This is a genomic window from Microlunatus sp. YIM B11417, from assembly GCF_059617205.1.
This window is the reverse complement of the sequence record NZ_JCAMPJ010000001.1, coordinates 302,129-325,109: the sequence shown is the minus strand read 5'-3', so window position 1 is coordinate 325,109 and position 22,981 is coordinate 302,129. Positions and strand designations below refer to the sequence as shown.

The following is a 22,981-nucleotide window of genomic DNA, read 5'->3' as shown; positions in this document are numbered from 1 at the left end:
CCCTGCCGAAGCGTCGTCCTGAGCCGGTCGAAGGGGGCTCAGCGGAGCCGGGCGCGGACGTGCAGGCCGACCTCCGGGTCGACCAGCGCCTCCTGCGCGGCGGCGATCTCGACCTCGCCGCCGACGATCAACTCGGCGTCGGTGGCCACATTGCGCTTGACCAGGCCGAGCGCGATCGGGCCGAGCTCGTAGTGACGGGCCGAACTGCCGGCGAACCCGACCGTCCGGCCGCCGGCCTGCAGCGGCGCACCGGGCGCGGGCAGCGCGTCGACGCTGCCGTCCAGGTGCAGCAGCACCAGCCGGCGCGGCGGCCGGCCGAGCGTATGGATCCGGGCCACCGTCTCCTGGCCCCGATAACACCCCTTGTCCAGGTGTACGGCGACGCCGAGCAGGCCCAGTTCGTTTGGAATCGCCCGCTCGTCGGTGTCCGGGCCGAGCCGCGGCACCCCGGCGGCGATCCGGCGCGCCTCGTACGCCCAGGTCCCGGCGAGCTCCCGGCCGTCCAGCAGGGCGGCCACCCGGTCCCTGGGCAGGAAGAGCTCGCGGCCGCCGAGCGAGTCCTGCCCCGCCCGCGTCGCCACGACATCGTTCTCGGGCAGCCCCAGCGCCTCCGGGGCCCAGACCAGGCCGTGGTCGGCGGACCGGTCGGCCACCTCGACCCGCATCATGAACCGCATCCGGTCCAGCCAGTCGGCCGCCGCCGCGCCGGCACCCGGCTCGGTGTGAGCCCAGAACGTCGTCCCGTCGTCGACCCCGTACAGGGCGTGCTCGAGATGGCCCTGCGGATCCAGCACGAGGGTCGTGGTGCCGACCCCGGGCTGCAGGGTTTCCAGGTGCTGGGTGGTCAACGAGTGCAGCCAGGTCAGCCGGTCCGGACCGGTGATCGTGATCACGTCGCGGTGCGACAGATCGACCAGCGCGGTCCCTTCCTCGAGCCACCGCTGTTCCCGCAGCGGGTCCCCGTAATGCCAGACCGCGCCGCGATCGATGCCTTCCGTCACCTCAACACTCACCCGGCCAGCGTATGCCTGCCGGAAAGAGCGACGACCGCGATCTTGATCACCGGGCGCCGTTACGCTGACCGGATGCCCGCCCACCCGCTCACCGCGGCGCGTCACGCTCTCGTCCTGGCCACGCTGTCCCGGCTGGCCGGCGGGCCCGTCACCGTGATCGCCGAGCGGCACATCGGGCACGCCTGGGCGCCGGTCACCCGCTGGTTCCTGGATCGGGACCTGCCCGGATTCGGCAGCACGGTGGTGATCAAGACCCGCCGGGTGGACGACTCCGGTCACGGCGGCCCGGCGTACCTGCGACGGGAGGCCGCGGGGCTTCGGACCGCCGCGCCGACCGGGGTCGCAGCGGCGTTGATCGACTTCGACGACCGCGCCGGGGTGGCGATCCAGTCAGACCTCGGCAGCTGGCCGACGCTGCAGGACCTGCTGCTGGACCGTGATCATCCGGACGCCGCGTCCCGGGCCGCGGCGGGCATGGTCGACCTCGCGGTCGCCGCGGCCCGGCTGCATGCCGGCACCCTCGGCCGCGGCCATGGTCATCAACGCGAACTGGACCGGTTCGCCGCGGACGTCGTCACCGGCGGCGCATACGCGTTCGGGCCGGAGCGCTGGGACCAGATCGAGGCCGACTGCGCCGCCCTGGGACTGCCACCGGCTCACCCGGCCAGGGACGAGGTCCGGGCGCTGCTGGGGCGGACCGCGCAGGCCGAACCGTACGGAGCGCTGGTGCATCTGGACCTGAACCCGACCAACGTCCTGATCACCGACGCCGGGGCGCGGTTGGTCGACTTCGAGGGTTGTCGGTACGGGCACCTCGGGATCGACGCCTGTTTCCTGAGCTATCCGTTCCCCCACCACTCCGCGCCCTGGGGCGTGCTGCCGGACCCGGTCGTCGGGGCGGCCGAGTCGGCGTACCGGACCACACTCGCCGACGGCGGCGCCGATCAGGTGCTCGCCCGCTACGACCGGGGGCTCGCCGACGGGGCCGCCATCACGCTGATCGGCCGGCTCAGCCGGCTGCCGCTGGTCGCCTCGACCGATCAGTCGGCCCAAGACGCCCGGCGCCGGCGCGGCCAGATCCTGCACCAGATCGGCGTCTTCGTCCGGCTCGCCGAACCGGCCGGCGGGCTCGGCGCCTTCACCGACTGGCTGCAGCGCCTCGCGGGCGCGATGGTCGCCCGCTGGCCGGACGCCGCCGACCCGCCACCACCACTCTTCCCCGCCTTCGAGTGACCGAAATCCAGCGCGCTTGACGGCCTGCGGCCCGAGAACGGGCTTACCCGCTGACTTGCGCTCGATTTCGGTCCGCGGCGGGACGGGAGTCGTCGCGGTGCACCGGGATCGGTCCGGCCGTAGTGACCTCAGCCGACCGGCTCGCCGTCGGCGTACACGAGGAGGCCGAGAGCCTTGCCCTCGCCGAGCAGGCGGGCCGCTTCGACAGTTCCCGGGTGGTGAACCTGGCCATCGAGACCGCTCAGAACAGGCAGAACGGATGCCCGTGCGGATCCAACAGGACCCGGACGTGCGGCTGCGGCTGCTCGTCGGCCAGCACGGCGCCGGCCTCGACGGCCCACGCGACGGCGGCCTCCAGATCCTCGACGCCGACGTCGAGATGCATCGTCGCGATCTGGTCGCCGGCACGACTGGGCCACACCGGCCGGCGGTACTCGCGGTCCGCCTCGATGTTGATCGTCGGCCCAGTCTCGCCCTCGGGCGGCCGCAACTGCGCCCAGCCACCGTCCGGTCCTTCGTTGGTGATCGGCCAGCCCAGCAGCCGGTGATAGAACTCGGCCAGACTGCGGGCGCCGGTCGGCTCGGCACCGATCGTCACCGCACCGACGTTCATCAGCGGTCGTTCCATGTCCGCACTCCCTTCGACGCGTTGGTCGGTTCCAGCCTGCCCACCCGTACCGGACATCCTGTGTCCGCTACCGGGAAGGGGATCAGGCGCCGAGGCCGGTGAGCAGCGCCTCGGCGAGCTCCGGGATCCGCCGGCAGAGCTCCTGCTGCGGGGTGACCGGCTGCTCGTCGGGGATGTTCAGGCCGTACGAGAGGTAGAGCAACTGGTTGTCGTTCACGTCGACCACGCCGTAGCAGTTCTCCGGTTGCCGCTCGGGAGCCAGCACGTACGCCGGATAGCCCTTCACGGTCACCGGGGTCGGGTAGACCTTCACCGATTCGATGTACGACGCGACGCCCTCGGTACTGACCGTCACGACCGAGAGGCCGAGATTGGTCCGGAAGCCGAGGGTGAAGCAGCTCGGGTTGCCGGGGAAGACCGCGGAGTCGTCGTCGGCGACGCCCTTCCGGTCGTCCAGGCCGAACGTCTTCCGCGGCAGGCCGGCGACCAGCCGGCACGGGTCGGCCTTCGCCATGTCGAGGTCCTTCGGCCGTTCGACCGCCGGCGGCTCGGTGGCCGTCGCCGAGCCGTCGGGCGGTTGCCGGCCGGCCGGGGCACAGCCGGCGAGGCCCGCGACGAGGGCCAGGGCCAGCAGGGCGAAGGCTCCCCGTCGGGTTCCCATCGTCGGGTGGTGATCTAGGCGCGGCGGAGCCGGGCCCAGAGGTGGTTCTGCAGGTCGTGGCCGCCGGCGGCCTTGTCGAAGGTCCAGAGCAGGTCGCCCTCGACGTTGCCGTACAGGCGCTGGCCGGCCGTGTACTCGTCGGCGGTCGCCGTCCGGACCACGGCGTCGGTGGCCAGTTCGATCTTGGCCCCGGTGATCTTGCCGTACCAGACCTCGGCGTAGCCCTCCGGCTGGCAGAGGACCACCTCGATCGCGCCGTCGGGCTTGGGCCGCCAGAAGCCGGTCTCCATCCCGAGCGGGCGGATCGCCCGGCCGTCCTCGCCGACCTCGAAGGTCTGCGACAGGTAGTGCAGGTAGTTGCCACCGTTGTGCGCGAAGTCGATCTGCTGTCCGAAGTCGAAGTCCTCGGTGCCGGGGTAGCTGCCCTTGCCGCGACCCTCCCAGCGTCCGATCATCCAGGCGAGCCCGTACAAGTCGGTGTGCAAGCCGTCCGGAATCTCAAAGGCCATTGATCATTTCCCGTCGTCGGTCCGTTGTCGTCTGACGATCCTCACCGTCGGTGACTCGACCGTCTGTTGTCGCCGGACGATCTTCACCGTCGGGGATTCGATGAACTCGGTGTCCATCACATCCTGGTCCGGCTCGGTCTGCGGCGGTCGCGCACTGTTGATCAAGATCAACGTCAAGTACGCCAGCGCGGCAAGGCCGATGGCAGCGAATCCCCCGATCAACAACGTCACGAAGACGGCGGTGATCGTCATGGCGGCAGTCTAGTGGCGGCATCACGGTTCACCCGGGAACCCGCCTCCGGCCTGGTGAAATAGAATTCCGATCGTGCGTCGCTACATCACCATCGGGGCCGGAGCGATCGGCGGGGCGATCGGCGGACGGCTGACCCAGGCAGGACTCCCGACCGTGCTGGTGGCCCGCGGTGATCATCTCGCCGCGCTCCGCGAATCCGGCCTCCGGCTGCGCGATCCGGACGCCGACGTGACGGTGCCGGTGACCGCCGTCGGCGCGCCGGGCGAACTGGAGCTGACGCCCGACGACGTGCTGGTGCTCTCCACGAAGACCCACCAGGCGCAGGCGGCACTGACCGAGTGGGTCGACCAGCCGGTGCACACGGACGGCCGGGTGCTCGGCACCGCGGGCGAGGTGCTGCCGCTGCTCACCGCGCTGAACGGGGTGGCCAGCGAGCGCATCGCGCTGCGCTACTTCCGCCGGGTCTACGGGGTCTGCGTCTGGCTGCCCGCCGTGCATCTGGTGCCGGGCGAGGTGATCCTGCGTGCAACGCCGTACACGGGGATGCTGCACGTCGGCCGGGTGCCGGCCCGTGCCGCCGGCCCGGATGATCATGTCCTGCTCGCCGAGGTGAAGCAGGACTGGGAGAGCGCGCCGCTGGTGGTGCCGCTGCCGGACGACGTGATGCCCTGGAAGTACCGGAAGTTGATCAGCAACCTCGGCAACATCTTCCAGGCCCTGGACGGCGGCACCGGTGATCATCGGGCGCTGGTCGCGGCCGCCGTCGCCGAAGCCCGGGCCGTCCTCGCCGCAGCCGGCATCGCCGTCACCTCCGACGAGGAGGAGGCCGCGACCCGGGCCAGGAGTTTCACGGTACGCCCGGTGCCCGGGCAGCCGGAGCAGTTGGGCGGGTCGACCTGGCAGTCGCTGGCCCGCGGTTCCGGCTCGGTCGAGACCGACTACCTGAATGGCGAGATCGTCCGGATCGCCAACGAGTACGGGGTTCCGGCGCCGATCAACACCCGGGTCGCCGGGCTGGCCCGGGCCGCCGCCCGGTCCGGTCAGCGCCCGGGTGACGTCACCGCCGAACAGCTCGGCCGCGATCTCGGCCTCGCCGAGACCCCCTGATCCGTCAGTAGACGAGAGCCTGGACGCCGTCGGCCAGCACCGACTCGACGAACACGGCCGCGCCCGCGATCCGTACCCCCGGCAGAAGTTGATCTTCGGTCAGCTCGCGGCGGGCCGCGCACTGGCTGCAGACGATCACCGTGCCGCCGGACCGTACCGTCTCGACCAGGTCCGCGACGTCCGCCGCGTGCGGCAGCCCGAGATCGGGCTGCCGGTCCGGCACGGCGAACCAGGTCGCCTCGCCGGTCAACCAGACCGTCACCTCCGCGCCGGCCGCCAAGCCCATCGCCGCGACCGTCCAAGCCTGGTTGGCCCGCTCGGGCGCCTCGGCACCGCAGGTGATCTTGACGACCAGTGGACGTGACATGTCCGGCCCTCCCTTCGCTCGCTCCCCTGCACAGTAGCGGTCGGGCATCATGGGGCGATGACCGATCAGCTGGTGGCCGTCACCACGACGGACAGCGAGGAGGAGGCCGGCCGGATCGCCGAGGGTCTGGTCGCCGCGCGGCTGGCCGCCTGCGTCCAGGTCGCCGGGCCAGTGCGCAGCGTCTACCGCTGGCAGGGCGACGTGCATTCGGAACGCGAGTGGCAGTTGTGGATCAAGACCGCCGCCGACCGGCAGGAAGCGCTGATCGACTGGATCGACCAGCAGCACTCCTATGACGTGCCGGAGTTGGTGTTCCTGCCGATCTCGGCCGGGCTGCCGGCCTACCTGGACTGGATCGTCGAAGAGACCCGGTCCTGATGCGGGCCGTGGTGCAGCGGGTGACCTCGGCAGCGGTCGAGGTGGCCGGCGAGGTGGTCGGTGCGATCGACCGGCCCGGGTTGTTGATCTTGGTCGGGGTGACCCACGACGACACGGCGGCGGTGGCCGCGGGGCTGGCCGACAAGCTCTGGAATCTGCGCATCCTGCACGACGAACGGTCCGCCGCCCAGGAGGGCGCGCCGATCCTGGTGGTCAGCCAGTTCACCCTGTACGCCGACGTACGGAAGGGGCGGCGGCCGTCCTGGAGCGCCGCCGCGCCGCGCGAGGTCAGTGAGCCGCTGGTGGAGGCGTTCGTGGCCGCGTTGCGCGGGCTCGGCGCCGAGGTGGCGACCGGCCGGTTCGGCGCCGCGATGGCCGTCTCATCGGTGAACGACGGGCCGGTCACGATCATCGTCGACACCGCTCGCTAGGCGCTGTTCGCTTCGTCACATCGAGGTGCTCACAGACCGGACGCCGTACGGAATCGCGCAGAACCGTGTCAGACTTGGCGTACAAGCAAGGCACGACGTGCTCCGGGGTCGGTGTAATTCCGAGCCGGCGGTGACAGTCCGCGACCCGCTCCAGTTCGCTGGAACGGTTGATCTGGTGAAACTCCAGAACCGACGGTGAAAGTCCGGATGGGAGGCAGCACGCGGGCCGTGGCATACCCGCCGGCATGAGTTGATCATGCTCGGGATGCGGCGGCCCTGTCCTGCGTCGGCGTGATCATGGACGCCGGCGTCTCGACCATCCCCCGGACCCGGACTGCCGTGGAACCGGAGGGGATGAATGTTCACCGGAATCATCGAGGAGCAGGGCGCCGCCGTCGCGTTGGTCGAACTGGACGGTGCGGCCCAGTTGCGGATCAGAGCCGACCAGGTCCTCGGCGGTCTTCGCCTGGGCGACTCCGTCGCCGTCAACGGCGTCTGCCTGACCGTGATCGAATTGCACCTGGACGACGAGGCCAACCGCGGCTTCACCGTCGACGTCATGCCGGAGACCTTGCGGCGCAGCAGCCTCGGCGGGGTCCGCCCGGAGCAGGGACTCAACCTCGAACGCGCGGTCGTGGCCGGCGGCCGGCTGGACGGCCACATCGTGCAGGGTCACGTCGACGGCGTCGGCACGATCAGGTCGCGCACGCCGGGGCCGCGCTGGGACGACGTGGTGATCGCCGTCCCCGCCGAGCTCGCGAAGTACGTTGCGGAGAAGGGATCCATCGCCGTCGACGGGGTGTCGCTCACCGTCACCGAGGTCGGCGACGACTGGTTCGGCGTCTCGCTGATCCCGACCACCCTGGAATTGACGACGCTGGGCAAGCTGGAGCCCGAGGTGCCGGTCAACCTCGAGGTCGACGTGATCGCGAAGTACGTCGAGCGGCTGCTGCACCAGACCGAGCGGGTCGGATCATGATCAACTCTGTCGAGGAGGCGCTGGCCGGGTTGCGCGACGGGCTGCCGGTGCTGGTCGCCGACAATCCCGACCGGGAGAACGAGGTCGACGTGATCGTCGCCGCGGACCGGGTGACGCCGCACTGGCTGAACTGGACGATCCGGCACTCCTCCGGCTTCGTCTGCGCGCCGATGCCGTCGGTCCGCGCGGACGCCTTGCGGCTGCCGCTGATGGTGCCGCATTCGGAGGATCCGCGGCGCACCGCGTACACCGTGACCGTCGACGCCGCGACCGGGATCAGCACCGGGATCTCGGCCGCCGACCGGACCCGTACCCTGCGGGTGCTGGCCGATCCGGAGTCGGTCCCCCAGTCACTGATCCGTCCCGGACACGTGCTCCCGCTGCGTTCCGTGCCGGGCGGCGTGCTGGCCCGGGCCGGGCACACCGAGGCCGCGACCGACCTGGTCCGGCTGGCCGGCACGGGTACGGTCGCCGGGATCGCCGAGCTGGCCAACGAGGACGGCTCGATGAGCCGGCTGGCCGACGGCGAACTGCTGGCCGACCGGTTCGACCTGCCCTTGATCACGATCAGCGACCTGATCGCCTGGCGCCGGGAGCATGATCATCGGTCGGCCGACCTGGAGTCGGTGCTGGGGACGAGCGAACGGGCCACGCTGCCCACCGAGTTCGGCGACTTCGCCGTGCAGGCGTACCGCGATCCGGCGACCGGTGATGATCATCTCGTGCTGACCTCGGCCACCCCGGTGACCGGCACCCCGCTGGTCCGGGTGCACTCCGAATGCTTGACCGGCGACGCCTTCGGCTCGCTGCGCTGCGACTGCGGCCCGCAGCTGCGCGCGGCGCTCCGGGCCACCGCCACCGAGGGCGGGCTGATCGTCTACCTGCGCGGGCACGAGGGTCGCGGCATCGGCCTGCTCGACAAGATCAACGCCTACCGGTTGCAGGACGACGGGCGGGACACCGTGGACGCCAACCTGGAGCTCGGCCTGCCCGCCGACGCCCGGGACTTCGGTGCGGCCGGCCGGATCCTGCGGACGCTCGGCGTCGCGGAGGTCCGCCTGCTGACCAACAACCCGGACAAGATCACCGCGCTCGCGGCGGCGGGCGTCACGGTGGCCGAGGCCGTACCGCTGCAGGTCGGGCTGGACCCGCACAACCGCGACTACCTGATCACCAAGCGGGACCGGCTCGGCCACCGGTTCGGCGCCGTCCTGGAGGACGACACGATCATGATCAACAACGGTTCGGAACTGACCGAGAACGGAGCGCGCCGATGAGCGGCGAGGGAGCACCCGCCCTGGACACCGACGGGGCGGGCCTCCGGGTCGTCGTCGTCGCGGCCAGCTGGCACACCACGGTGATGGAGGGCCTGATCGGCGGCGCCCTCCAGGCCCTGGACCGGGCCGGCGCCGCGGCGGAGCTGATCCGGGTCCCGGGTTCCTTCGAACTGCCGGTGGCCGCCGCCCGGGCCGCGGCCTCGGGTGCCGACGCCGTCGTCGCCCTCGGCGTCGTGATCCGCGGCGGCACGCCCCATTTCGAGTACGTCTGCCAGGCCGCCACCGTCGGCCTCACCGAGGTCAGCATCCGCACCGGCATCCCGGTCGGCTTCGGCGTCCTGACCTGCGACAACGAGCAGCAGGCCCTGGACCGAGCCGGCCTACCGGACTCGAAGGAGGACAAGGGCCGCGAAGCCGCCGAAGCCGCCCTGGCCACCGTCCGAGCCCTCGCCTAGAAACCCTTCCGCCGACCGGTCACCAAAGCAGCGTTTTTGTCGGCGTGTCGCTGCGGAAGTGACCGGTCGATCGGAGGTGGGACGGCCGTGCGGCCCGAGCAGCGAAGACGTGCGGTCGACTTCGAGCGGCGGCGGACACGTCGATGACCGCCGAAGACGCTAGCCTCCAGGGCTATGTCGGCGGACAGCGGTTCCAGCGGGACTTTGGTCGGACTGGGCCTGGTGTTCGGGACGATCGGGCTGGTCGCACTGATCGTCGCCGCGGTCATCGGAATGTTCTCGGTCGAGTACGTCAGCGCGACCACCGCAACCACAGGCACCGTGATCGCCAACAACGCCGAAGAGGGCTGCTCGCGTACCTCAGGCCGAGGGACCACCTGCTCGACGCTCTACCACCCGGTCGTCCGGTTCACCGGACCCTCGGGCGAGGAGATCCGGTTCACCTCCGCCTCGGGCTCGTATCCGGCGCGTTACGGCGTCGGCGATTCCGTCCCTGTGCGCTACCGGCCGAGCGATCCCCGTGACGCGACCATCGACGGGTTCGTCGATCTCTGGATGGCACCGACGATCGTCGGCGGGATCGGCCTCGCCTTCCTCGCGTTCGGCATCGGCCTACCGATCAGCCAGTTCAGGACGCCGCGAACCCGCGAGACCGACGAGGACACCGAGGTCCCGACCTGGGGCTTGAAGCCTTGACGGCACCAGGAAGGTCAACGCTCGCGGCTACCGGGGTCACACGAGCCAGGACGTGAAGCGACCCTGCCGGAGAATCCCGGCAGGGCCGCAAACGCGTTCCGAACCCTCACCCACCGGTCACTTGCGCAGCGACACGCCGCCAGAACGCCTGCTTTTCTGACCGGTCAGCGGGAGGTTGGTCAGGCGGCGTCCAGGTCCACGTCGATCTCGGCGACGCTGCCGCGGGCGGCGACGACGGCGCGGTCGGCCTTGGCCCCGGGGGCCAGGGTGCGCAGGGTCCAGTTGCCGTCGCCGGCGAAGAACCGGAAGTGGCCGGTCGCCGAGGTGGGCACCTCGGCGGTGAACTCGCCGCCCGAGTCGAGCAGCCGGACGTAGGCGTTCGGGACCGGGGTGCCGCCGCGCAGGACGCGGCCCTGGATCACGGCCTCCTTCGTGACGTCGACGCCGGCCAGGGCCAGCCCGCCTTCAGTCGCTCCGCACATGATCAACTTCCTTTCGTCGTCGTTGGCGAGGCTCAGGCCTGGCCGGGCTCGTCGCCCACGGCCACCGGCACGCCGACCAGCGAACCGTACTCGGTCCAGGACCCGTCGTAGTTCTTCACGTTCGGCTTGCCGAGCAGTTCGTGCAGCACGAACCAGGTGTGCGCGCTCCGCTCGCCGATCCGGCAGTAGGCGATGATGTCCTTGTCCAGATCGAGGCCGGCCTCGCTGTAGAGCTCGGTCAGCTCCTCCGGCTTCTTGAAGGTGCCGTCGTCGTTGGCCGCCTTGCTCCACGGCACGTTGGCCGCGGTCGGGACGTGGCCGCCGCGCTGCGCCTGCTCCTGCGGCAGGTGGGCCGGGGCGAGCAGCCGGCCGGCGTACTCGTCGGGGCTGCGGACGTCGATCAGGCTCTTCTGCCCGATCGCGTTGACGACCTCGTCGCGGAAGGCCCGGATCTCCAGGTTCGGCTCCTGCGCGGTGTAGCTGGTGGCCTCCCGGCTCGGCGCCTCGGTGGTCAGCTCGCGGGCGTCCAGCTCCCACTTCTTGCGACCGCCGTCCAGCAGCCGGACGTCGGCGTGACCGTACAGCTTGAAGTACCAGTACGCGTACGCGGCGAACCAGTTGTTGTTGCCGCCGTACAGCACCACGGTGTCGTCGTTGCCGATGCCCCGCTCGGACAGCAGCTTCTCGAACTGGGCCTTGTTGACGAAGTCGCGGCGGACCGGGTCCTGCAGGTCGGTCTTCCAGTCCAGCTTGATCGCGCCGGCGATGTGGCCGCCGTCGTACGCGCTGGTGTCCTCGTCGACCTCGACCAGGACGACCTTCGGGTCATCGGCGTGCGCGGCGACCCAGTCGGCGTCGACGAGAGCGTCGACGGCGGTCTGCGTGTTGCTCATAGGTGGCTTCTCCTGAGTTCGGATGGATGGCATGGGGACACCCCGGCCCGGGTGGCTGTGCCCGGGGCCGGGCCGTGACTGGCGAAGTGAGAAAACGCGTCAGCGGCCGTCGGCGGGGCACGACCCCGGACAGAACGACGACCGCATGCGGCAGAGATCGACCGCGAGCCGGCGGGTCAGCAGGGACCCAAGGCGGTTCGTGGACATGCTGGTCACTGTACGGGCGCATTCCGGCCCGGCTCCGAGTCGTCTCGCATGGTGACCTTCCTGACCGAGATTCGAGACATCCATCTCGCGTGTCCTCGGAAGCACACAGATGTCCGGATAGCGGATCGGGTCAGCCACCCGCGAAGGGCGGCAACAGTTCCAGCTCGACGACGCCCACCACGGTCCGGTCCAGGTCGGCGTCGTGCGCGGCGCGGCCGTCGATCAGGATGGAGCAGGCGCCGATCACCCGGTCGAAGGACGGGTCGCCGCGCCGTCGGCTGACCTCGGCGAGCGCCGCCCGCGCCGTGGTCGCCGTGACCTCCTCGACCGCCGTGCCCGCGGCAGCCTTGGCTCCGGCCCAGTAGCGGATCCGCACGGCCGGCGCTGCGGGAATCTCCATGACAGCAGTGTCCCGGATCGGTCCACCGGAGCACGCAGAACCCCAGGTCAGAGCGAGAAACCGTTCACCCGCGGAGAGGGGTGATTTGGGATCGGCTTCACCGACCGGTCAGAATATGTCCATCGGGGACACAGAAGGAGACCGACATGGCCACCCTCTTGTTGTTGACCAACGACACGAGCGCGTCTGCGGAAATCCTTCCAGCGTTGGAGTTGCTGCCGCATCAGGTGAAGATCGCACCGGCCGAGGCGACGGCGTTGCTGGACGCCCCGGCGGCGGAGGTGATCCTGCTGGACGCCCGCCGCGACCTGGTCGGCGCCCGGTCGTTGTGCCGGCTGATCGGCACCACCGGCAAGGACTGCCCGCTGCTGGTGATCGCCAGCGAGGGCGGGCTGACCGCCCTCTCGGCGGACTGGGGTTTCGACGACCTGCTGCTCAACACGGCCGGTCCGGCCGAGGTGGACGTACGGCTCCGGCTGGCGCTCGCCCCGACCGCCGCGTCGGCGACCGAGCCGCTGATCGACACCGGCCACATCGTCATCGACGAGGCCGCCTACTCGGCGAAGCTCGACGGCGAGCAGCTGGACCTGACCTACACCGAGTTCGAACTGCTGAAGTATCTGGCCCAGCATCCCGGCCGGGTGTTCAGCCGGCAGCAGTTGCTCAGTGACGTCTGGGGCTACGACTACTACGGCGGCACCCGGACGGTCGACGTCCACGTCCGGCGGCTACGGGCCAAGCTCGGCCCCGAGTACGAGTCCGTGATCGGCACCGTCCGCAACGTCGGCTACCGCTTCGTGGCCCAGCCGGACCGCAAGGCGGACTACCAGGACGAGGACACCAACGCCGACACCCTGGCCGACGCGGAAGGCTCGTCGAGCTGACTCAGGCCCGGCGGCCGCGGTCGGCGCGCTGCCGCTCCCGGTCGATCAGCCGCCGCATGTGGGCCGGAATGGTCCCGGGCGGGCCGGCGGTCCGCAGGTACTGCACTCCCGCGAGCACCTGACCGGCGATCGCACCGACCAGACCGAGCGTGGTCAGCACCGCCGAGGTCGAGGACCAGCCCGACTCCTGACTGGCCGCCATGGCCGCCAGCAGGGCCACCACGGCGAGCGCGTACGAGACCCAGTGCGCCACGTACGAGATCAGGGCGAGCCGGTTCAGGTTCCGGTCCGGGCCGCCGCGCCACTCGGCGAAGGCGAGCTGCCAGCAGACCAGCTGCCAGCCGGCGACGACGAGCAGCAGGATCCCGGCGACCAGGGCGACGACCGCCGCCGCCGGGCCCGTACCGACGCCGGCGAAGACCGGGAACGTGATCAAGGCGGCCACGTCCAGCAGCACGGCGACCGCGGCCACCGCGACGCCGACCCGGGTCAGCAGCAGATGGGGTCGCATCCGCTCCACCGCGGCGTCCTGCACCGCGCGTCCGTACTCGGCGATCTGGTCGGGCCGGTATTCCTCGTCCAGCATGGTCGCCAGCCTAGTGCCAGGGCGGCCGCGGCCTCCGCACCTGCCGATACCGTTGCCCCCATGGCCGCCCGCATCGTCCGTACCGCTTCGATCTCCGCGACGGAGGTGCCCGCCGTCCACCGCTTGGTCGCCGAGGCCGAGGAGCGGGACGGCTTCGGGGCGGTCAACGAGGCCGGGCTGCTGGCCCTCGACGCCGGCCCTTCGACCGGCTCGGGGCACGGACTGACGCACGCGCTCGCGGTCGAGGACGACCGGCTGATCGGGTACGGCCAACTGCTCGACGGGACCGGCAGCCTCGTCGTCCACCCGGACCACCGGCGGCAGGGCATCGGCAGCGGCCTGCTCACGGCCCTGCTGGAGACCGCCGAGACCACGGTCGCGTTCTGGGCAACCCGGGACACCGTCTCCGCGCGGGCGCTCGCGGCCCGGCACGGCCTGACCCGGACCCGCGAGTTGTTGATCATGAAGAGGTCACTCGCCGACCTCCCGGAAGCGCCGCCGATCCCTGCCGGGGTTGAGATCCGGCCGTTCCGGGTCGGCGCCGACGAGGAGCCCTGGCTGACCGTGAACGGGCGCGCCTTCGCGCACCATCCGGAGCAGGGCGCGATCACCCGGGCCGACCTGGACCAACGGATCGGTCAGGACTGGTTCGACCCGGACGGCTTCCTGGTCGCCTACGCCGGACCGACCATGATCGGCTTCCACTGGACCAAGCAGCACCCCGGCACCCTCGGCGAGGTGTACGTGATCGGTGTCGACCCGGACCGGTCCGGCGGCGGCATCGGCTCCGCCCTGCTGTCCCGCGGACTGAACCATCTGGCGTCGCGCGGCGACACCGAGGTGATCCTGTACACCGAAGGTGACAACACCGGCGCGATAGCGCTCTACCAGCGGTACGGCTTCGAGATCGTCTCCCGGGATGTCATGTACTCAACCACTGCGATTCACGGTAGGTGATTACGATGCATTTCGGGGGGCCGGGAGGAATCGTCGAGCGATTCCGCCGTTATCGCAGCCGCCAGACGGAGCAGGAGACCCAGGAGGGTGCCGAGGCCATGAGCACGGGCGACTTCGACGCCGGATTGAGTTTCGACACCGGGCTGGCCGAGGCCTATGACGACGACCGCCCCACGGCGGACGTCCCCGATCTGGTGCCGTCCGGCCCCGAGCTGCCCGCCGACCGGTTCCTGGACCGGGAGCTGTCCTGGCTCGCGTTCAACAACCGGGTGCTCGATCTGGCCCGCGACGCGGACCGGATCCCGCTGCTGGAGCGGGCCAAGTTCCTGGCGATCTTCGCGTCCAACCTGGACGAGTTCTACATGGTGCGGGTGGCCGGCCTGAAGCGCCGGATCGCCGCCGGCGTGGCCGTGCCGACGATCAGCGGCATGATGCCGCGCGAGGTGCTCACCAAGATCCTGGACCGGACCCGGGAGCTGTACGCCGAGCAGACCCGGATCTTCACCAGCGAGATCCGGCCCGAGCTGGCCAAGTACGGCATCGAGATCCTGCGCTGGGACGAGCTGGAGCCGGCTGAGCAGAGCCGGATGGACGAGCTGTTCGCGGAGCGGATCTTCCCCGTACTCACCCCGCTCGCGGTGGACCCGTCGCACCCGTTCCCGTACATCTCGGGACTGTCGATCAACCTCGCCGTCCTGGTCCGCAACCCGACCACCGGCAACCGACAGTTCGCCCGGGTCAAGGTGCCGACCGTACTGCCCCGCTTCCTGTCGCTCTCGGAGGGCCGCTACGTCGCGCTCGAGGACGTCATCGCGCACCACCTGGACCAACTGTTCAGCGGCATGCAGGTGATCGGCCACCACACCTTCCGGGTGACCCGGAACGAGGACGTGGAGGTCGAGGAGGACGACGCCGAGAACCTGCTGGTGGCGTTGGAGAAGGAGCTGCTGCGGCGCAAGATCGGCCGGCCGCCGGTCCGGCTCGAGGTCGAGGACGACATCGACCCGAAGATGCTGGAACTGCTGGTCTCCGAGCTCGACATCAGCGAGAAGGAGGTCTTCCTGCTGCCGGCGCCGCTGGACCTCGGCGGGCTGTTCTCGCTGACCGGCGTGGACCGGGCCGAGCTGAAGTTCAAGGCGTTCCTGCCGGCCACCCACCCGCACCTGGCCGAGGTGGAGACGGCCAAACCGGCCGACATGTTCGCGGCGCTGAAGCAGCGCGACGTGCTGCTGCACCATCCGTACGACTCGTTCGCGACCAGCGTGCAGCGGTTCATCGAGCAGGCCGCCGACGACCCGCACGTGCTGGCGATCAAGCAGACCCTCTACCGGACCTCCGGCGACTCGCCGATCATCGATGCCCTGATCGAGGCCGCCGAGGCCGGCAAGCAGGTGCTCGCGGTGATCGAGATCAAGGCCCGGTTCGACGAGCAGGCCAACATCGCCTGGGCCCGCCGGCTGGAGCAGCACGGCTGCCACGTCGTGTACGGGATGGTCGGCCTGAAGACCCACTGCAAGCTGTCCATGGTGGTCCGCGACGAGCCGGACGGGTTGCGCCGCTACGCCCACATCGGGACCGGCAACTACAACCCGAAGACCGCTCGGCAGTACGAGGACCTCGGCCTGCTCACCGCCAACCCGATCGTCACCGACGACATCGGCCGGCTGTTCAACCACCTGTCCGGGATGAGTCAGGAGACGCAGTACCGGCGGCTGCTGGTGGCGCCCGACGGCATCCGTACCGGACTGTTGGACCGGATCGCCGCCGAGATCGAGCACCACCAGGCGGGCCGCCCCGCCGGGATCCGGATCAAGGTGAACTCGCTGGTCGACGAGGCCATCACCGACGGGCTCTACCGGGCCTCCCAGGCCGGCGTCCCGGTGGACCTGTGGGTCCGCGGGATCTGCACCATCCGGCCCGGCGTGCCCGGCCTCAGCGAGAACATCCGGGTCCGCAGCATCCTCGGCCGGTTCCTCGAGCACAGCCGGATCTTCTGGTTCGCCGGCGGCGGCACCCCCTCGGTCGGGATCGGGTCGGCGGACCTGATGCACCGCAACCTGGACCGGCGCGTCGAGGTGCTGGTGTCGATCACCAACCCGGCGCACCTGGAGGAGATCGGCAGCCTGTTCGATCTCGCCTTCGACGAGGGTACGGTCTGCTGGCTGCTCGACTCCGAGGGCCGCTGGACGCCGCGGACCACCGACGCCGACGGCAGCCCGCTGCTCGATCTGCAGGAGTACCTGATCAACGCCAAGACGCGCCGGCGGCCGAACTCGCCGCCGGAACGGTCCGGTCGGCCAGGGTCGTAGTGAGCGGCATCACCGCGGCGGGCGCCGTGATCACCCGCGGCTCCGGGCCCGACCTCGAGGTCGCGGTGGTGCACCGGCCCCGCTACGCCGACTGGTCGCTGCCCAAGGGCAAGCCCCGGCCGGCCGAGTCACAACCGGCCTGCGCGGTCCGCGAAGTGACGGAGGAGACCGGCCTGACCATCCGGCTCGGCGCTCCCCTCGACTCCGCCCGCTATCAGGTCGACGGCCGGGACAAGCGGGTCGACTACTGGCGCGCCGAGGTGATCGCCGAGGAACCCTTCCAGCCCGGCGACGAGGTGGACGAGCTGGGCTGGTGGCCGGTCGCCGATGCGGCGCTGCGGCTCTCCTATCCGCACGACCGGTTCCTGGTCGGCCAGCTGGCCGAGGTGCCGGACACGGTGCCGTTGATCATCGTCCGGCACGCGAAGGCGATGGACCGCTCCACCTGGTCGAAGTCGGACCTGGCCCGGCCGATCGTCGCCCTGGGCCGGCGGCAGGCCCAGTTGCTGATCCCGCTGCTCGGCGCGTACGGGGTCGAGCGGCTGATCAGCTCCCCCGCGATCCGCTGCGTCAGCACCCTGCAGCCGTACGCCGCGGAGCGGCACCTCGAGATCGTCCAGGTCCCCGAGCTGACCGAGGAGCGCGGCAGCGACGACCCGGACGGCGTCGCGGCCGTGATCACCGAACTGGCCGGCCGAGTGGTCGAACGGCGGATGCCGGCGGCCCTCTGCGGGCATCGCCCGGTGCTGCCGCACGTGCTGGCGGCGCTCGACGTACCGGAGCGGCCGCTGCGGACGGCGGAGCTGATCGTGGCGCACCTCGGCGCGGGTGTGAAGGGTGAGTCGGACAGGTCGTACATCTCGGCGGTGGAGACGCACCGGGTCAACCCGTGACGCCATCTTTCGTTCACCGTTTGTTCATCTTTGTGGGTCGGTCGCTTCACGACTCGCTCCTACTGTCGGTGGCGAAAGTCAGGGCCGACAACCACGTTTCACGCCCAGAGGGGAACCTAGTGAAGATCTCACGCTTCGGCGCTTCCGTCGCCGTGCTCGCCGCGCTGTCGCTCGGCCTATCGGCCTGCGCCGCCAACGAGGCGCCGGCTCCCGGCACCAGCGGCACCGGGTCGACCGGTGGCAGCAGCCTGTCCGGCCAGCTGGCCGGCATCGGCGCCTCGTCCATGGCGAGCGCCCAGGAGACCTGGGCGGCCGAGTTCCAGAAGCAGAACCCGTCCGTCACGATCAACTACTCGCCGGACGGCTCGGGGGCCGGTCGCGAGGCGTTCGCCGGTGGAGGGGCGGACTTCGCCGGTTCGGACCGGGCGCTCAAGCCCGAGGAGGCGGTCGGCGACGCGCTGGGGAGCTCCCGCTGCGCGCCCGGCACCGCCGCCATCGACCTGCCGGTCTACATCTCGCCGATCGCGGTGATCTTCAAGCTGGACGGCGTCGAGGACCTGAACCTCGACGCGCCGACGCTGGCGCAGATCTTCGCCGGCAAGATCACCAAGTGGAACGACCCCAAGATCGCGAACCAGAACAAGGACGCGAAGCTGCCGGACCTGAACATCACGGCCGTGCACCGCGCCGACGACTCGGGCACCACGGAGAACTTCACCGAGTACCTCAACGTGCTGGCCCCGCAGGACTGGCCGCACGAGCCGGACGGCGTCTGGCCGATCAAGGGCGGCGAGGCGGCTCCGCAGACCTCCGGCATGGTGGACGCGGTGACCAACGGCACCGGCACGATCGGGTACGCGGACGCGTCCCGCGCCGGTGATCTCGGCGTCGCCAAGATCAAGGTCGGCGAGGAGTACGTCGAGTACAGCCCGGAGAAGGCGGCCGCGGTGGTCGACGCCTCGCCGCTGGACACCGAGGGTGGCCGGAGCGAGCACGACCTCGCCGTGAAGCTGGACCGCAAGGCCACCGGCGACGTCTACCCGATCGTGCTCGTCTCGTACGCGATCGCCTGCGAGAAGTACCAGGACGCCGAGAAGGCCGCCCTGGTCAAGGCGTACCTCGGCTACCTCGCCTCGTCCGAGGGCCAGTCCGCCGCGCACGAGAAGGCCGGGGCCGCGCCGCTGTCGTCGGAGCTCTCCGCCAAGGTCGCCGAGTCCATCGCGGCCATCTCCTGACCGGTCGAGCGCCGGGCGCTCCACCAAGGATGAGGGGACTACGATGACCCAAATCTCCGCTTCGTCGACCCAGAGGGATCCCTTGTCCTCTTCGACTGGTTCGCCCGGCACGGCCGGCGCAGCATCCGACGGTCAGCCGCAACCTCCCGGGCCGGGCACGGCCCGGGAGGTCCGGCGGATCGGCGATCGCATCTTCGCCGGTCTGTCCACCGGGTCCGGCATCGCCATCCTGGTGGTGCTGGCCCTGGTGGCCGGATTCCTGATCCTGCAAGGCATCCCGGCGCTGACCTCGCCGATCGAGAAACTGCAGTACAAGCAGCCGTTCCTCGAATACGTCGCACCGTTCGCCTTCGGTACGGTCTGGGCCGCGATCCTGGCCCTGGTCATGGCCGTGCCGGTGGCGATCGGCATCGCCCTCTTCATTTCGCACTACGCACCGCGGCGGCTGGCCACCGGCCTCGGCTACGTGATCGACCTGCTGGCGGCGGTCCCGTCGGTGGTCTTCGGCCTCTGGGGCATCGGCGTGCTCGCTCCGCTGATGCAGCCGGTCTACCGGTGGCTGGAGACCAACCTCGGCTGGTTCCCGCTGTTCGCCGGCCAGGCCTCCGGCACCGGCCGGACGATCTTCACCGCCGCGATCGTGCTGGCCGTGATGATCCTGCCGATCGTCACCGCGCTGTCCCGCGAGGTGTTCCTGCAGACGCCGCGGCTGCACGAGGAGGCGGCGCTCGCGCTGGGGGCGACCCGCTGGGAGATGATCAGGATGTCGGTGCTGCCGTTCGCGCGCTCCGGTGTCGTGTCCGCCGCGATGCTCGGTCTCGGCCGGGCCCTCGGCGAGACCATGGCGGTCGCCATGGTGCTCTCCCCGTCGACGGTGATCAGCTTCGTGTTGATCAGCTCGACCAATCCGAACACGATCGCCGCGAACATCGCGTTGAGCTTCCCGGAGTCGTACAACCTCGGGGTGAATCAGCTGATCGCGACCGGCCTGGTGCTGTTCGTGATCACGTTGGCGGTCAACATGCTGGCCCGCTGGATCGTCAGCCGGCGCAAGGAATTCTCGGGGGCGAACTGATGGCGACCATGACCGCGCCGGCTCGGCGCAACCTCTACACCGCCGGCAAGCTGCCCACCTGGGTGCTGCCGGTCGTGCTGGCCACCGCCCTGGTGCTGACCGGCCTGCTCTTCCTCGCCCTCGGCTCGTTCGGCATCGGCCGCACCGTCGTGGTGGGCGCGATCGTCTTCACGATCGCCATGGTGCTGATCTCCGGCGCCGTCGAGGGTGCCCGGAAGGCCAAGGACCGGCTGGCCACGATCCTGGTCACGTCGGCGTTCTGCCTCGCCCTGCTGCCACTGGTCTCGGTGGTGTTCGAGACGTTGTCGAAGGGACTGCCCCGCTTCGACGTCGAGTTCTTCACCTACTCCATGCGCAACATCGTCGGGGCCGGCGGCGGCGCCGTGCACGCGATCACCGGAACCCTGTGGACCACCGGGATCGCCGCCGTGATCTCGGTGCCGATCGGCATCCTGGCCGCCGTCTATCTCGTCGAGTACGGTCGCGGCCGGCTGGCCCGGGCGATCACGTTCTTCGTCGACGTGATGACCGGCATCCCGTCGATCGTGGCCGGCCTGTTCGCGTACGCGCTGTTCGTGATCTTCTTCGGGCCGGGCACCAAGACCGCGGTCGCCGGTGCCGTCGCGCTGAGCGTGCTGATGATCCCGATCGTGGTCCGCTCGACCGAGGAGCTGCTCCGGCTGGTGCCGAACGAGCTCCGCGAGGCCTCGTACGCACTCGGCGTGCCGAAGTGGCGGACCGTGGTCAAGGTGGTGCTGCCGACCTCGCTGGCCGGCCTGATCACCGGCGTCATGCTGGCGGTGGCCCGCGTGATCGGCGAGACCGCGCCGCTGCTGGTCGCCACCGGCTTCACCCAGAGCCTGAACTCCAACCCGGGCAGCGGGCCGATGATGACCCTGCCGGTGTTCGTCTTCCGGTCCTACGCCGACCAGGGGCAGGACGCGCAGGCGTACCTGGACCGGGCCTGGACCGGGGCGTTGACGCTGATCTTGATCGTGATGGTGCTGAACCTGACCGCGCGCCTGATCGCGTCCCGGTTCGCGCCCAAGGGCCGGTAGTGGTGTGTCGGCGTCATGGCGCGGCGCCTGGCGACGCCTGGGCACGCGGCTCGCGGCGTTCTCCTCAGTCGCGTTACGACCCGGTAGCCCTCCCTCGTCGGCCTGGCGATCCACGCACCCAGACGCCGCCATACACCACGCCATGACGCCGACACACCACTAGGCGAGAGGAATCCGACACACATGTCCAAGCGGATCGAGGTCCACGACCTCAACGTGTACTACGGCAAGTTCAAGGCGGTGGAGGGGGTCAGCCTGACCGTCGAGCCGCGGACCGTCACCGCGTTCATCGGCCCGTCCGGCTGCGGCAAGTCGACCTTCATCCGGACTCTGAACCGGATGCACGAGGTGATCCCCGGCGCGTATGTCGAGGGTCAGGTGCTGCTCGACGGCGACAACCTGTACGGACCCGGCGTCGACCCGGTCCGGGTCCGCCGCACCGTCGGCATGGTGTTCCAGCGGCCGAACCCGTTCCCGACGATGTCGATCAGGGAGAACGTGCTGGCCGGCGTCCGGTTGAACGGCCAGCGGCTGTCCGCGAGCGCCTCGGCCGATCTGGTCGAGCGGTCGCTGCGCGGCGCCAACCTGTGGAACGAGGTCAAGGACCGGCTGAACTCGCCCGGCTCCGGCCTGTCCGGCGGCCAGCAGCAGCGGCTCTGCATCGCCCGCGCGATCGCCGTCCAGCCGGAGGTGATCTTGATGGACGAGCCGTGCTCGGCCCTGGACCCGATCTCCACGATCGCGATCGAGGACCTGATCGGCGAGCTCAAGGAGCAGTACACCGTCGTGATCGTCACCCACAACATGCAGCAGGCCGCCCGGGTGAGCGATCAGACCGCGTTCTTCAACCTGGCCGCCCAGGGCAAGCCGGGCCGGCTGATCGAGATCGGGTCGACCGAGAAGATCTTCTCCAACCCGGACGAGAAGGCGACCGAGGACTACATCACCGGCCGGTTCGGCTAGACCGTCCCTGTGAAGAACCTGTCGATGCTCCGCCGCCGGTCGGTGGCGGACCGCGAGCACCTAAACTGACCCCGTGAGTGCGCAGGCAGGCTGGTATCCGGATCCGGGCGGCGGTCAGGGGCTCTACCGCTATTGGGACGGACGGGCCTGGTCAGCCGCGACGACCCCGAACCCGAACGCGGCCCCGCCGAGCACCTCGGCCGCCGGCACGACCGGGCAGCCGACACAGCCCACGCAGCCGCTCGGCGGTCAGCAGAGCCAGCCCGGCGGGCAGCCGCCCGGGCAGCAGGCGTACGGGCAGCAGGGCGCCTACGCGACCTATCAGCAGACCCAGAAGAAGAAGTCGCCGATCGGCTGGTGGATCGGCGCCGGCGCCCTGATCCTCGTCCTGGTCCTGGTCGGCGTGCTGGTGATCTCGCGACTGGCCGGCGGCGGGCCCGGCAGCTCGGCCAACCCGCAGGGCCAGACCAGCCAGGACCTGTGCCCGACCAACGATCCGTCCAACGTGCCGTCCGAGCCGGAGCAGCAGGGCGACGGCCGGGTCCACGGCGGCCCGCTGTCGTACCCGATGCTGGCCCCGCCGTGGAGTTCGCCGCAGCCGGACAACCGGGTGCCATTCGGCACCGACGTCGCCGTCCAGCAGGTGACCATCGAGCCGAGCTACCAGCCCGGCCAGAGCTGGGTCGCGTCGGTCCTGATCGGCAAACTCAACGCCGGCGACGGGTTCTACACCCCGCAGCAGGGCTCGGAGATCGTCGTCAAGTGCATCCTGGGCGCCTTCTACGGCGACAACCCGGTGCAGAGCGACGTCCAGGTCAACAAGGCGGCCAAGATCGACGGGCACGACGCCTGGCTGGTCGAGTCGCAACTGCACTTCGACATCAAGGGCCTGCAGGCCAAGGGCGAGTTGCTGATCGTCGCGATCGTCGCGACCGGCGCCGAAGACGGTTCGGCCGGCCTCTACTACGCCTCGATCCCGGACAACGCTCCGGAGCTGGTGGCTCCCGCCCGGGAAGCGCTGAAGCAACTCAAGGTCAGTTGACCGCGCTCCG

General features: G+C 70.4%; 27 protein-coding genes and 1 riboswitch. Of the genes, 17 read left to right on the top strand and 10 right to left on the bottom strand.

The window, feature by feature from the left end; genetic code table 11:
* Positions 1–38 precede the first annotated feature (38 nt).
* Positions 39–1,013, bottom strand: a complete 975-nt coding sequence (ygfZ, locus tag AC6CCG_RS01600; protein WP_496652691.1) for a CAF17-like 4Fe-4S cluster assembly/insertion protein YgfZ — start codon at positions 1,011–1,013, stop codon at positions 39–41.
* 72 nt (positions 1,014–1,085) lie between these two features.
* Here ygfZ and AC6CCG_RS01595 point away from each other — a divergent pair, with 72 nt between their 5' ends.
* Entirely contained in the window at positions 1,086–2,246 is a 1,161-nt protein-coding gene (locus AC6CCG_RS01595; protein WP_496652690.1) for a phosphotransferase, read from the top strand.
* A gap of 241 nt (positions 2,247–2,487) precedes the next feature.
* Here the strand turns inward: AC6CCG_RS01595 and AC6CCG_RS01590 are convergent, their stop codons facing one another.
* From AC6CCG_RS01590 to AC6CCG_RS01575, 4 genes are all read right to left on the bottom strand, one after another.
* On the bottom strand, positions 2,488–2,874 hold the full coding sequence (locus AC6CCG_RS01590) for a VOC family protein (RefSeq protein WP_496652689.1): 387 nt from the start codon (positions 2,872–2,874) through the stop codon (positions 2,488–2,490).
* A gap of 82 nt (positions 2,875–2,956) precedes the next feature.
* Positions 2,957–3,535 (bottom strand): DUF3558 domain-containing protein, encoded by a 579-nt coding sequence (locus AC6CCG_RS01585; RefSeq protein ID WP_496652688.1) that lies wholly within the window; start codon positions 3,533–3,535, stop codon positions 2,957–2,959.
* Positions 3,536–3,549: 14 nt separating this feature from the next.
* A complete protein-coding gene (locus tag AC6CCG_RS01580) occupies positions 3,550–4,044 on the bottom strand; it encodes a heme-binding beta-barrel domain-containing protein (protein ID WP_496652687.1) in 495 nt (164 codons plus the stop codon).
* 3 nt (positions 4,045–4,047) lie between these two features.
* Complete coding sequence (locus AC6CCG_RS01575) at positions 4,048–4,296, bottom strand: hypothetical protein (RefSeq protein WP_496652686.1); 249 nt, start codon at positions 4,294–4,296, stop codon at positions 4,048–4,050.
* A 73-nt stretch (positions 4,297–4,369) separates the two neighbouring features.
* Here AC6CCG_RS01575 and AC6CCG_RS01570 point away from each other — a divergent pair, with 73 nt between their 5' ends.
* The gene (locus AC6CCG_RS01570; RefSeq protein ID WP_496652685.1) at positions 4,370–5,404 is read left to right on the top strand and encodes a ketopantoate reductase family protein; all 1,035 of its coding nucleotides are present in this window, start codon (positions 4,370–4,372) and stop codon (positions 5,402–5,404) included.
* Positions 5,405–5,408: 4 nt separating this feature from the next.
* Here the strand turns inward: AC6CCG_RS01570 and AC6CCG_RS01565 are convergent, their stop codons facing one another.
* Positions 5,409–5,771 carry a DsrE family protein gene (locus AC6CCG_RS01565; protein ID WP_496652684.1) on the bottom strand — a complete coding sequence of 121 codons (363 nt, stop codon included), beginning with the start codon at positions 5,769–5,771 and terminating at the stop codon, positions 5,409–5,411.
* Between the two features lie 57 nt (positions 5,772–5,828).
* On the opposite strand from AC6CCG_RS01565, the gene cutA reads away from it, so the two are divergent.
* From cutA to AC6CCG_RS01535, 6 genes are all read left to right on the top strand, one after another.
* The gene (gene cutA / locus AC6CCG_RS01560; protein ID WP_496652683.1) at positions 5,829–6,149 is read left to right on the top strand and encodes a divalent-cation tolerance protein CutA; all 321 of its coding nucleotides are present in this window, start codon (positions 5,829–5,831) and stop codon (positions 6,147–6,149) included.
* Positions 6,149–6,580 (top strand): D-aminoacyl-tRNA deacylase, encoded by a 432-nt coding sequence (gene dtd / locus AC6CCG_RS01555; RefSeq protein WP_496652682.1) that lies wholly within the window; start codon positions 6,149–6,151, stop codon positions 6,578–6,580. The genes cutA and dtd overlap by 1 nt, the downstream gene beginning before the upstream one ends.
* A gap of 94 nt (positions 6,581–6,674) precedes the next feature.
* A riboswitch (FMN riboswitch) is annotated at positions 6,675–6,804 on the top strand.
* A 134-nt stretch (positions 6,805–6,938) separates the two neighbouring features.
* Positions 6,939–7,559, top strand: coding sequence for a riboflavin synthase (locus AC6CCG_RS01550; RefSeq protein WP_496652681.1), 621 nt, complete (start codon positions 6,939–6,941; stop codon positions 7,557–7,559).
* Entirely contained in the window at positions 7,556–8,836 is a 1,281-nt protein-coding gene (ribA, locus tag AC6CCG_RS01545; RefSeq protein WP_496652680.1) for a GTP cyclohydrolase II, read from the top strand. The genes AC6CCG_RS01550 and ribA overlap by 4 nt, the downstream gene beginning before the upstream one ends.
* Positions 8,833–9,291, top strand: coding sequence for a 6,7-dimethyl-8-ribityllumazine synthase (ribH, locus tag AC6CCG_RS01540; protein ID WP_496652679.1), 459 nt, complete (start codon positions 8,833–8,835; stop codon positions 9,289–9,291). Before ribA ends, ribH begins: the two co-directional genes overlap by 4 nt.
* Positions 9,292–9,465: 174 nt before the next feature.
* Positions 9,466–9,987, top strand: coding sequence for a DUF3592 domain-containing protein (locus AC6CCG_RS01535; protein ID WP_496652678.1), 522 nt, complete (start codon positions 9,466–9,468; stop codon positions 9,985–9,987).
* A 179-nt stretch (positions 9,988–10,166) separates the two neighbouring features.
* On the opposite strand, the gene AC6CCG_RS01530 is transcribed toward AC6CCG_RS01535, so the two are convergent.
* From AC6CCG_RS01530 to AC6CCG_RS01520, 3 genes are all read right to left on the bottom strand, one after another.
* Positions 10,167–10,469 (bottom strand): DUF1416 domain-containing protein, encoded by a 303-nt coding sequence (locus AC6CCG_RS01530; RefSeq protein ID WP_179754593.1) that lies wholly within the window; start codon positions 10,467–10,469, stop codon positions 10,167–10,169.
* A 32-nt stretch (positions 10,470–10,501) separates the two neighbouring features.
* Positions 10,502–11,362, bottom strand: coding sequence for a sulfurtransferase (locus AC6CCG_RS01525; RefSeq protein WP_496652677.1), 861 nt, complete (start codon positions 11,360–11,362; stop codon positions 10,502–10,504).
* Between the two features lie 337 nt (positions 11,363–11,699).
* On the bottom strand, positions 11,700–11,969 hold the full coding sequence (locus AC6CCG_RS01520; protein WP_496652676.1) for a MoaD/ThiS family protein: 270 nt from the start codon (positions 11,967–11,969) through the stop codon (positions 11,700–11,702).
* A 146-nt stretch (positions 11,970–12,115) separates the two neighbouring features.
* On the opposite strand from AC6CCG_RS01520, the gene AC6CCG_RS01515 reads away from it, so the two are divergent.
* Positions 12,116–12,853, top strand: coding sequence for a winged helix-turn-helix transcriptional regulator (locus tag AC6CCG_RS01515; RefSeq protein ID WP_496652674.1), 738 nt, complete (start codon positions 12,116–12,118; stop codon positions 12,851–12,853).
* Between the two features lies 1 nt (position 12,854).
* On the opposite strand, the gene AC6CCG_RS01510 is transcribed toward AC6CCG_RS01515, so the two are convergent.
* On the bottom strand, positions 12,855–13,439 hold the full coding sequence (locus tag AC6CCG_RS01510) for a hypothetical protein (protein WP_496652673.1): 585 nt from the start codon (positions 13,437–13,439) through the stop codon (positions 12,855–12,857).
* Positions 13,440–13,499: 60 nt separating this feature from the next.
* Between AC6CCG_RS01510 and mshD the strand changes: the two genes are divergently transcribed.
* The 8 genes from mshD to AC6CCG_RS01470 all read left to right on the top strand — a co-directional run bounded on the left by mshD (position 13,500) and on the right by AC6CCG_RS01470 (position 22,971).
* Positions 13,500–14,396, top strand: a complete 897-nt coding sequence (gene mshD / locus AC6CCG_RS01505; RefSeq protein ID WP_496652672.1) for a mycothiol synthase — start codon at positions 13,500–13,502, stop codon at positions 14,394–14,396.
* Between the two features lie 98 nt (positions 14,397–14,494).
* Positions 14,495–16,705, top strand: coding sequence for an RNA degradosome polyphosphate kinase (locus AC6CCG_RS01500; protein WP_496652671.1), 2,211 nt, complete (start codon positions 14,495–14,497; stop codon positions 16,703–16,705).
* Positions 16,705–17,598, top strand: a complete 894-nt coding sequence (locus AC6CCG_RS01495) for an NUDIX hydrolase (RefSeq protein ID WP_496652670.1) — start codon at positions 16,705–16,707, stop codon at positions 17,596–17,598. Before AC6CCG_RS01500 ends, AC6CCG_RS01495 begins: the two co-directional genes overlap by 1 nt.
* 119 nt (positions 17,599–17,717) lie before the next feature.
* A complete protein-coding gene (locus AC6CCG_RS01490; protein WP_496652669.1) occupies positions 17,718–18,833 on the top strand; it encodes a phosphate ABC transporter substrate-binding protein PstS in 1,116 nt (371 codons plus the stop codon).
* An 82-nt stretch (positions 18,834–18,915) separates the two neighbouring features.
* Complete coding sequence (gene pstC / locus AC6CCG_RS01485; protein ID WP_496652668.1) at positions 18,916–19,908, top strand: phosphate ABC transporter permease subunit PstC; 993 nt, start codon at positions 18,916–18,918, stop codon at positions 19,906–19,908.
* Positions 19,908–20,966, top strand: coding sequence for a phosphate ABC transporter permease PstA (gene pstA, locus AC6CCG_RS01480; RefSeq protein WP_496652667.1), 1,059 nt, complete (start codon positions 19,908–19,910; stop codon positions 20,964–20,966). The genes pstC and pstA overlap by 1 nt, the downstream gene beginning before the upstream one ends.
* Positions 20,967–21,149: 183 nt before the next feature.
* Positions 21,150–21,929: a phosphate ABC transporter ATP-binding protein PstB gene (gene pstB / locus AC6CCG_RS01475; RefSeq protein ID WP_496652666.1), complete on the top strand. Its 780-nt coding sequence runs from the start codon at positions 21,150–21,152 to the stop codon at positions 21,927–21,929.
* A gap of 73 nt (positions 21,930–22,002) precedes the next feature.
* On the top strand, positions 22,003–22,971 hold the full coding sequence (locus tag AC6CCG_RS01470) for a DUF2510 domain-containing protein (protein ID WP_496652665.1): 969 nt from the start codon (positions 22,003–22,005) through the stop codon (positions 22,969–22,971).
* The last annotated feature ends 10 nt before the right edge of the window (positions 22,972–22,981 follow it).

What these genes read in the sequence shown, in the direction of transcription:
- mshD (WP_496652672.1), top strand. Translation starts at nt 13,500, where the DNA reads ATGGCCGCCCGCATCGTCCGTACCGCTTCGATCTCCGCGACGGAGGTG.
- AC6CCG_RS01520 (WP_496652676.1), bottom strand. Translation starts at nt 11,969, where the DNA reads ATGGAGATTCCCGCAGCGCCGGCCGTGCGGATCCGCTACTGGGCCGGA.
- pstA (WP_496652667.1), top strand. Translation starts at nt 19,908, where the DNA reads ATGGCGACCATGACCGCGCCGGCTCGGCGCAACCTCTACACCGCCGGC.
- cutA (WP_496652683.1), top strand. Translation starts at nt 5,829, where the DNA reads ATGACCGATCAGCTGGTGGCCGTCACCACGACGGACAGCGAGGAGGAG.
- dtd (WP_496652682.1), top strand. Translation starts at nt 6,149, where the DNA reads ATGCGGGCCGTGGTGCAGCGGGTGACCTCGGCAGCGGTCGAGGTGGCC.
- pstB (WP_496652666.1), top strand. Translation starts at nt 21,150, where the DNA reads ATGTCCAAGCGGATCGAGGTCCACGACCTCAACGTGTACTACGGCAAG.
- AC6CCG_RS01575 (WP_496652686.1), bottom strand. Translation starts at nt 4,296, where the DNA reads ATGACGATCACCGCCGTCTTCGTGACGTTGTTGATCGGGGGATTCGCT.
- ribH (WP_496652679.1), top strand. Translation starts at nt 8,833, where the DNA reads ATGAGCGGCGAGGGAGCACCCGCCCTGGACACCGACGGGGCGGGCCTC.
- AC6CCG_RS01515 (WP_496652674.1), top strand. Translation starts at nt 12,116, where the DNA reads ATGGCCACCCTCTTGTTGTTGACCAACGACACGAGCGCGTCTGCGGAA.
- AC6CCG_RS01525 (WP_496652677.1), bottom strand. Translation starts at nt 11,362, where the DNA reads ATGAGCAACACGCAGACCGCCGTCGACGCTCTCGTCGACGCCGACTGG.
- ribA (WP_496652680.1), top strand. Translation starts at nt 7,556, where the DNA reads ATGATCAACTCTGTCGAGGAGGCGCTGGCCGGGTTGCGCGACGGGCTG.
- AC6CCG_RS01590 (WP_496652689.1), bottom strand. Translation starts at nt 2,874, where the DNA reads ATGGAACGACCGCTGATGAACGTCGGTGCGGTGACGATCGGTGCCGAG.
- AC6CCG_RS01535 (WP_496652678.1), top strand. Translation starts at nt 9,466, where the DNA reads ATGTCGGCGGACAGCGGTTCCAGCGGGACTTTGGTCGGACTGGGCCTG.
- AC6CCG_RS01585 (WP_496652688.1), bottom strand. Translation starts at nt 3,535, where the DNA reads ATGGGAACCCGACGGGGAGCCTTCGCCCTGCTGGCCCTGGCCCTCGTC.
- AC6CCG_RS01510 (WP_496652673.1), bottom strand. Translation starts at nt 13,439, where the DNA reads ATGCTGGACGAGGAATACCGGCCCGACCAGATCGCCGAGTACGGACGC.
- AC6CCG_RS01595 (WP_496652690.1), top strand. Translation starts at nt 1,086, where the DNA reads ATGCCCGCCCACCCGCTCACCGCGGCGCGTCACGCTCTCGTCCTGGCC.
- AC6CCG_RS01530 (WP_179754593.1), bottom strand. Translation starts at nt 10,469, where the DNA reads ATGTGCGGAGCGACTGAAGGCGGGCTGGCCCTGGCCGGCGTCGACGTC.
- AC6CCG_RS01580 (WP_496652687.1), bottom strand. Translation starts at nt 4,044, where the DNA reads ATGGCCTTTGAGATTCCGGACGGCTTGCACACCGACTTGTACGGGCTC.
- AC6CCG_RS01550 (WP_496652681.1), top strand. Translation starts at nt 6,939, where the DNA reads ATGTTCACCGGAATCATCGAGGAGCAGGGCGCCGCCGTCGCGTTGGTC.
- AC6CCG_RS01565 (WP_496652684.1), bottom strand. Translation starts at nt 5,771, where the DNA reads ATGTCACGTCCACTGGTCGTCAAGATCACCTGCGGTGCCGAGGCGCCC.
- AC6CCG_RS01500 (WP_496652671.1), top strand. Translation starts at nt 14,495, where the DNA reads ATGAGCACGGGCGACTTCGACGCCGGATTGAGTTTCGACACCGGGCTG.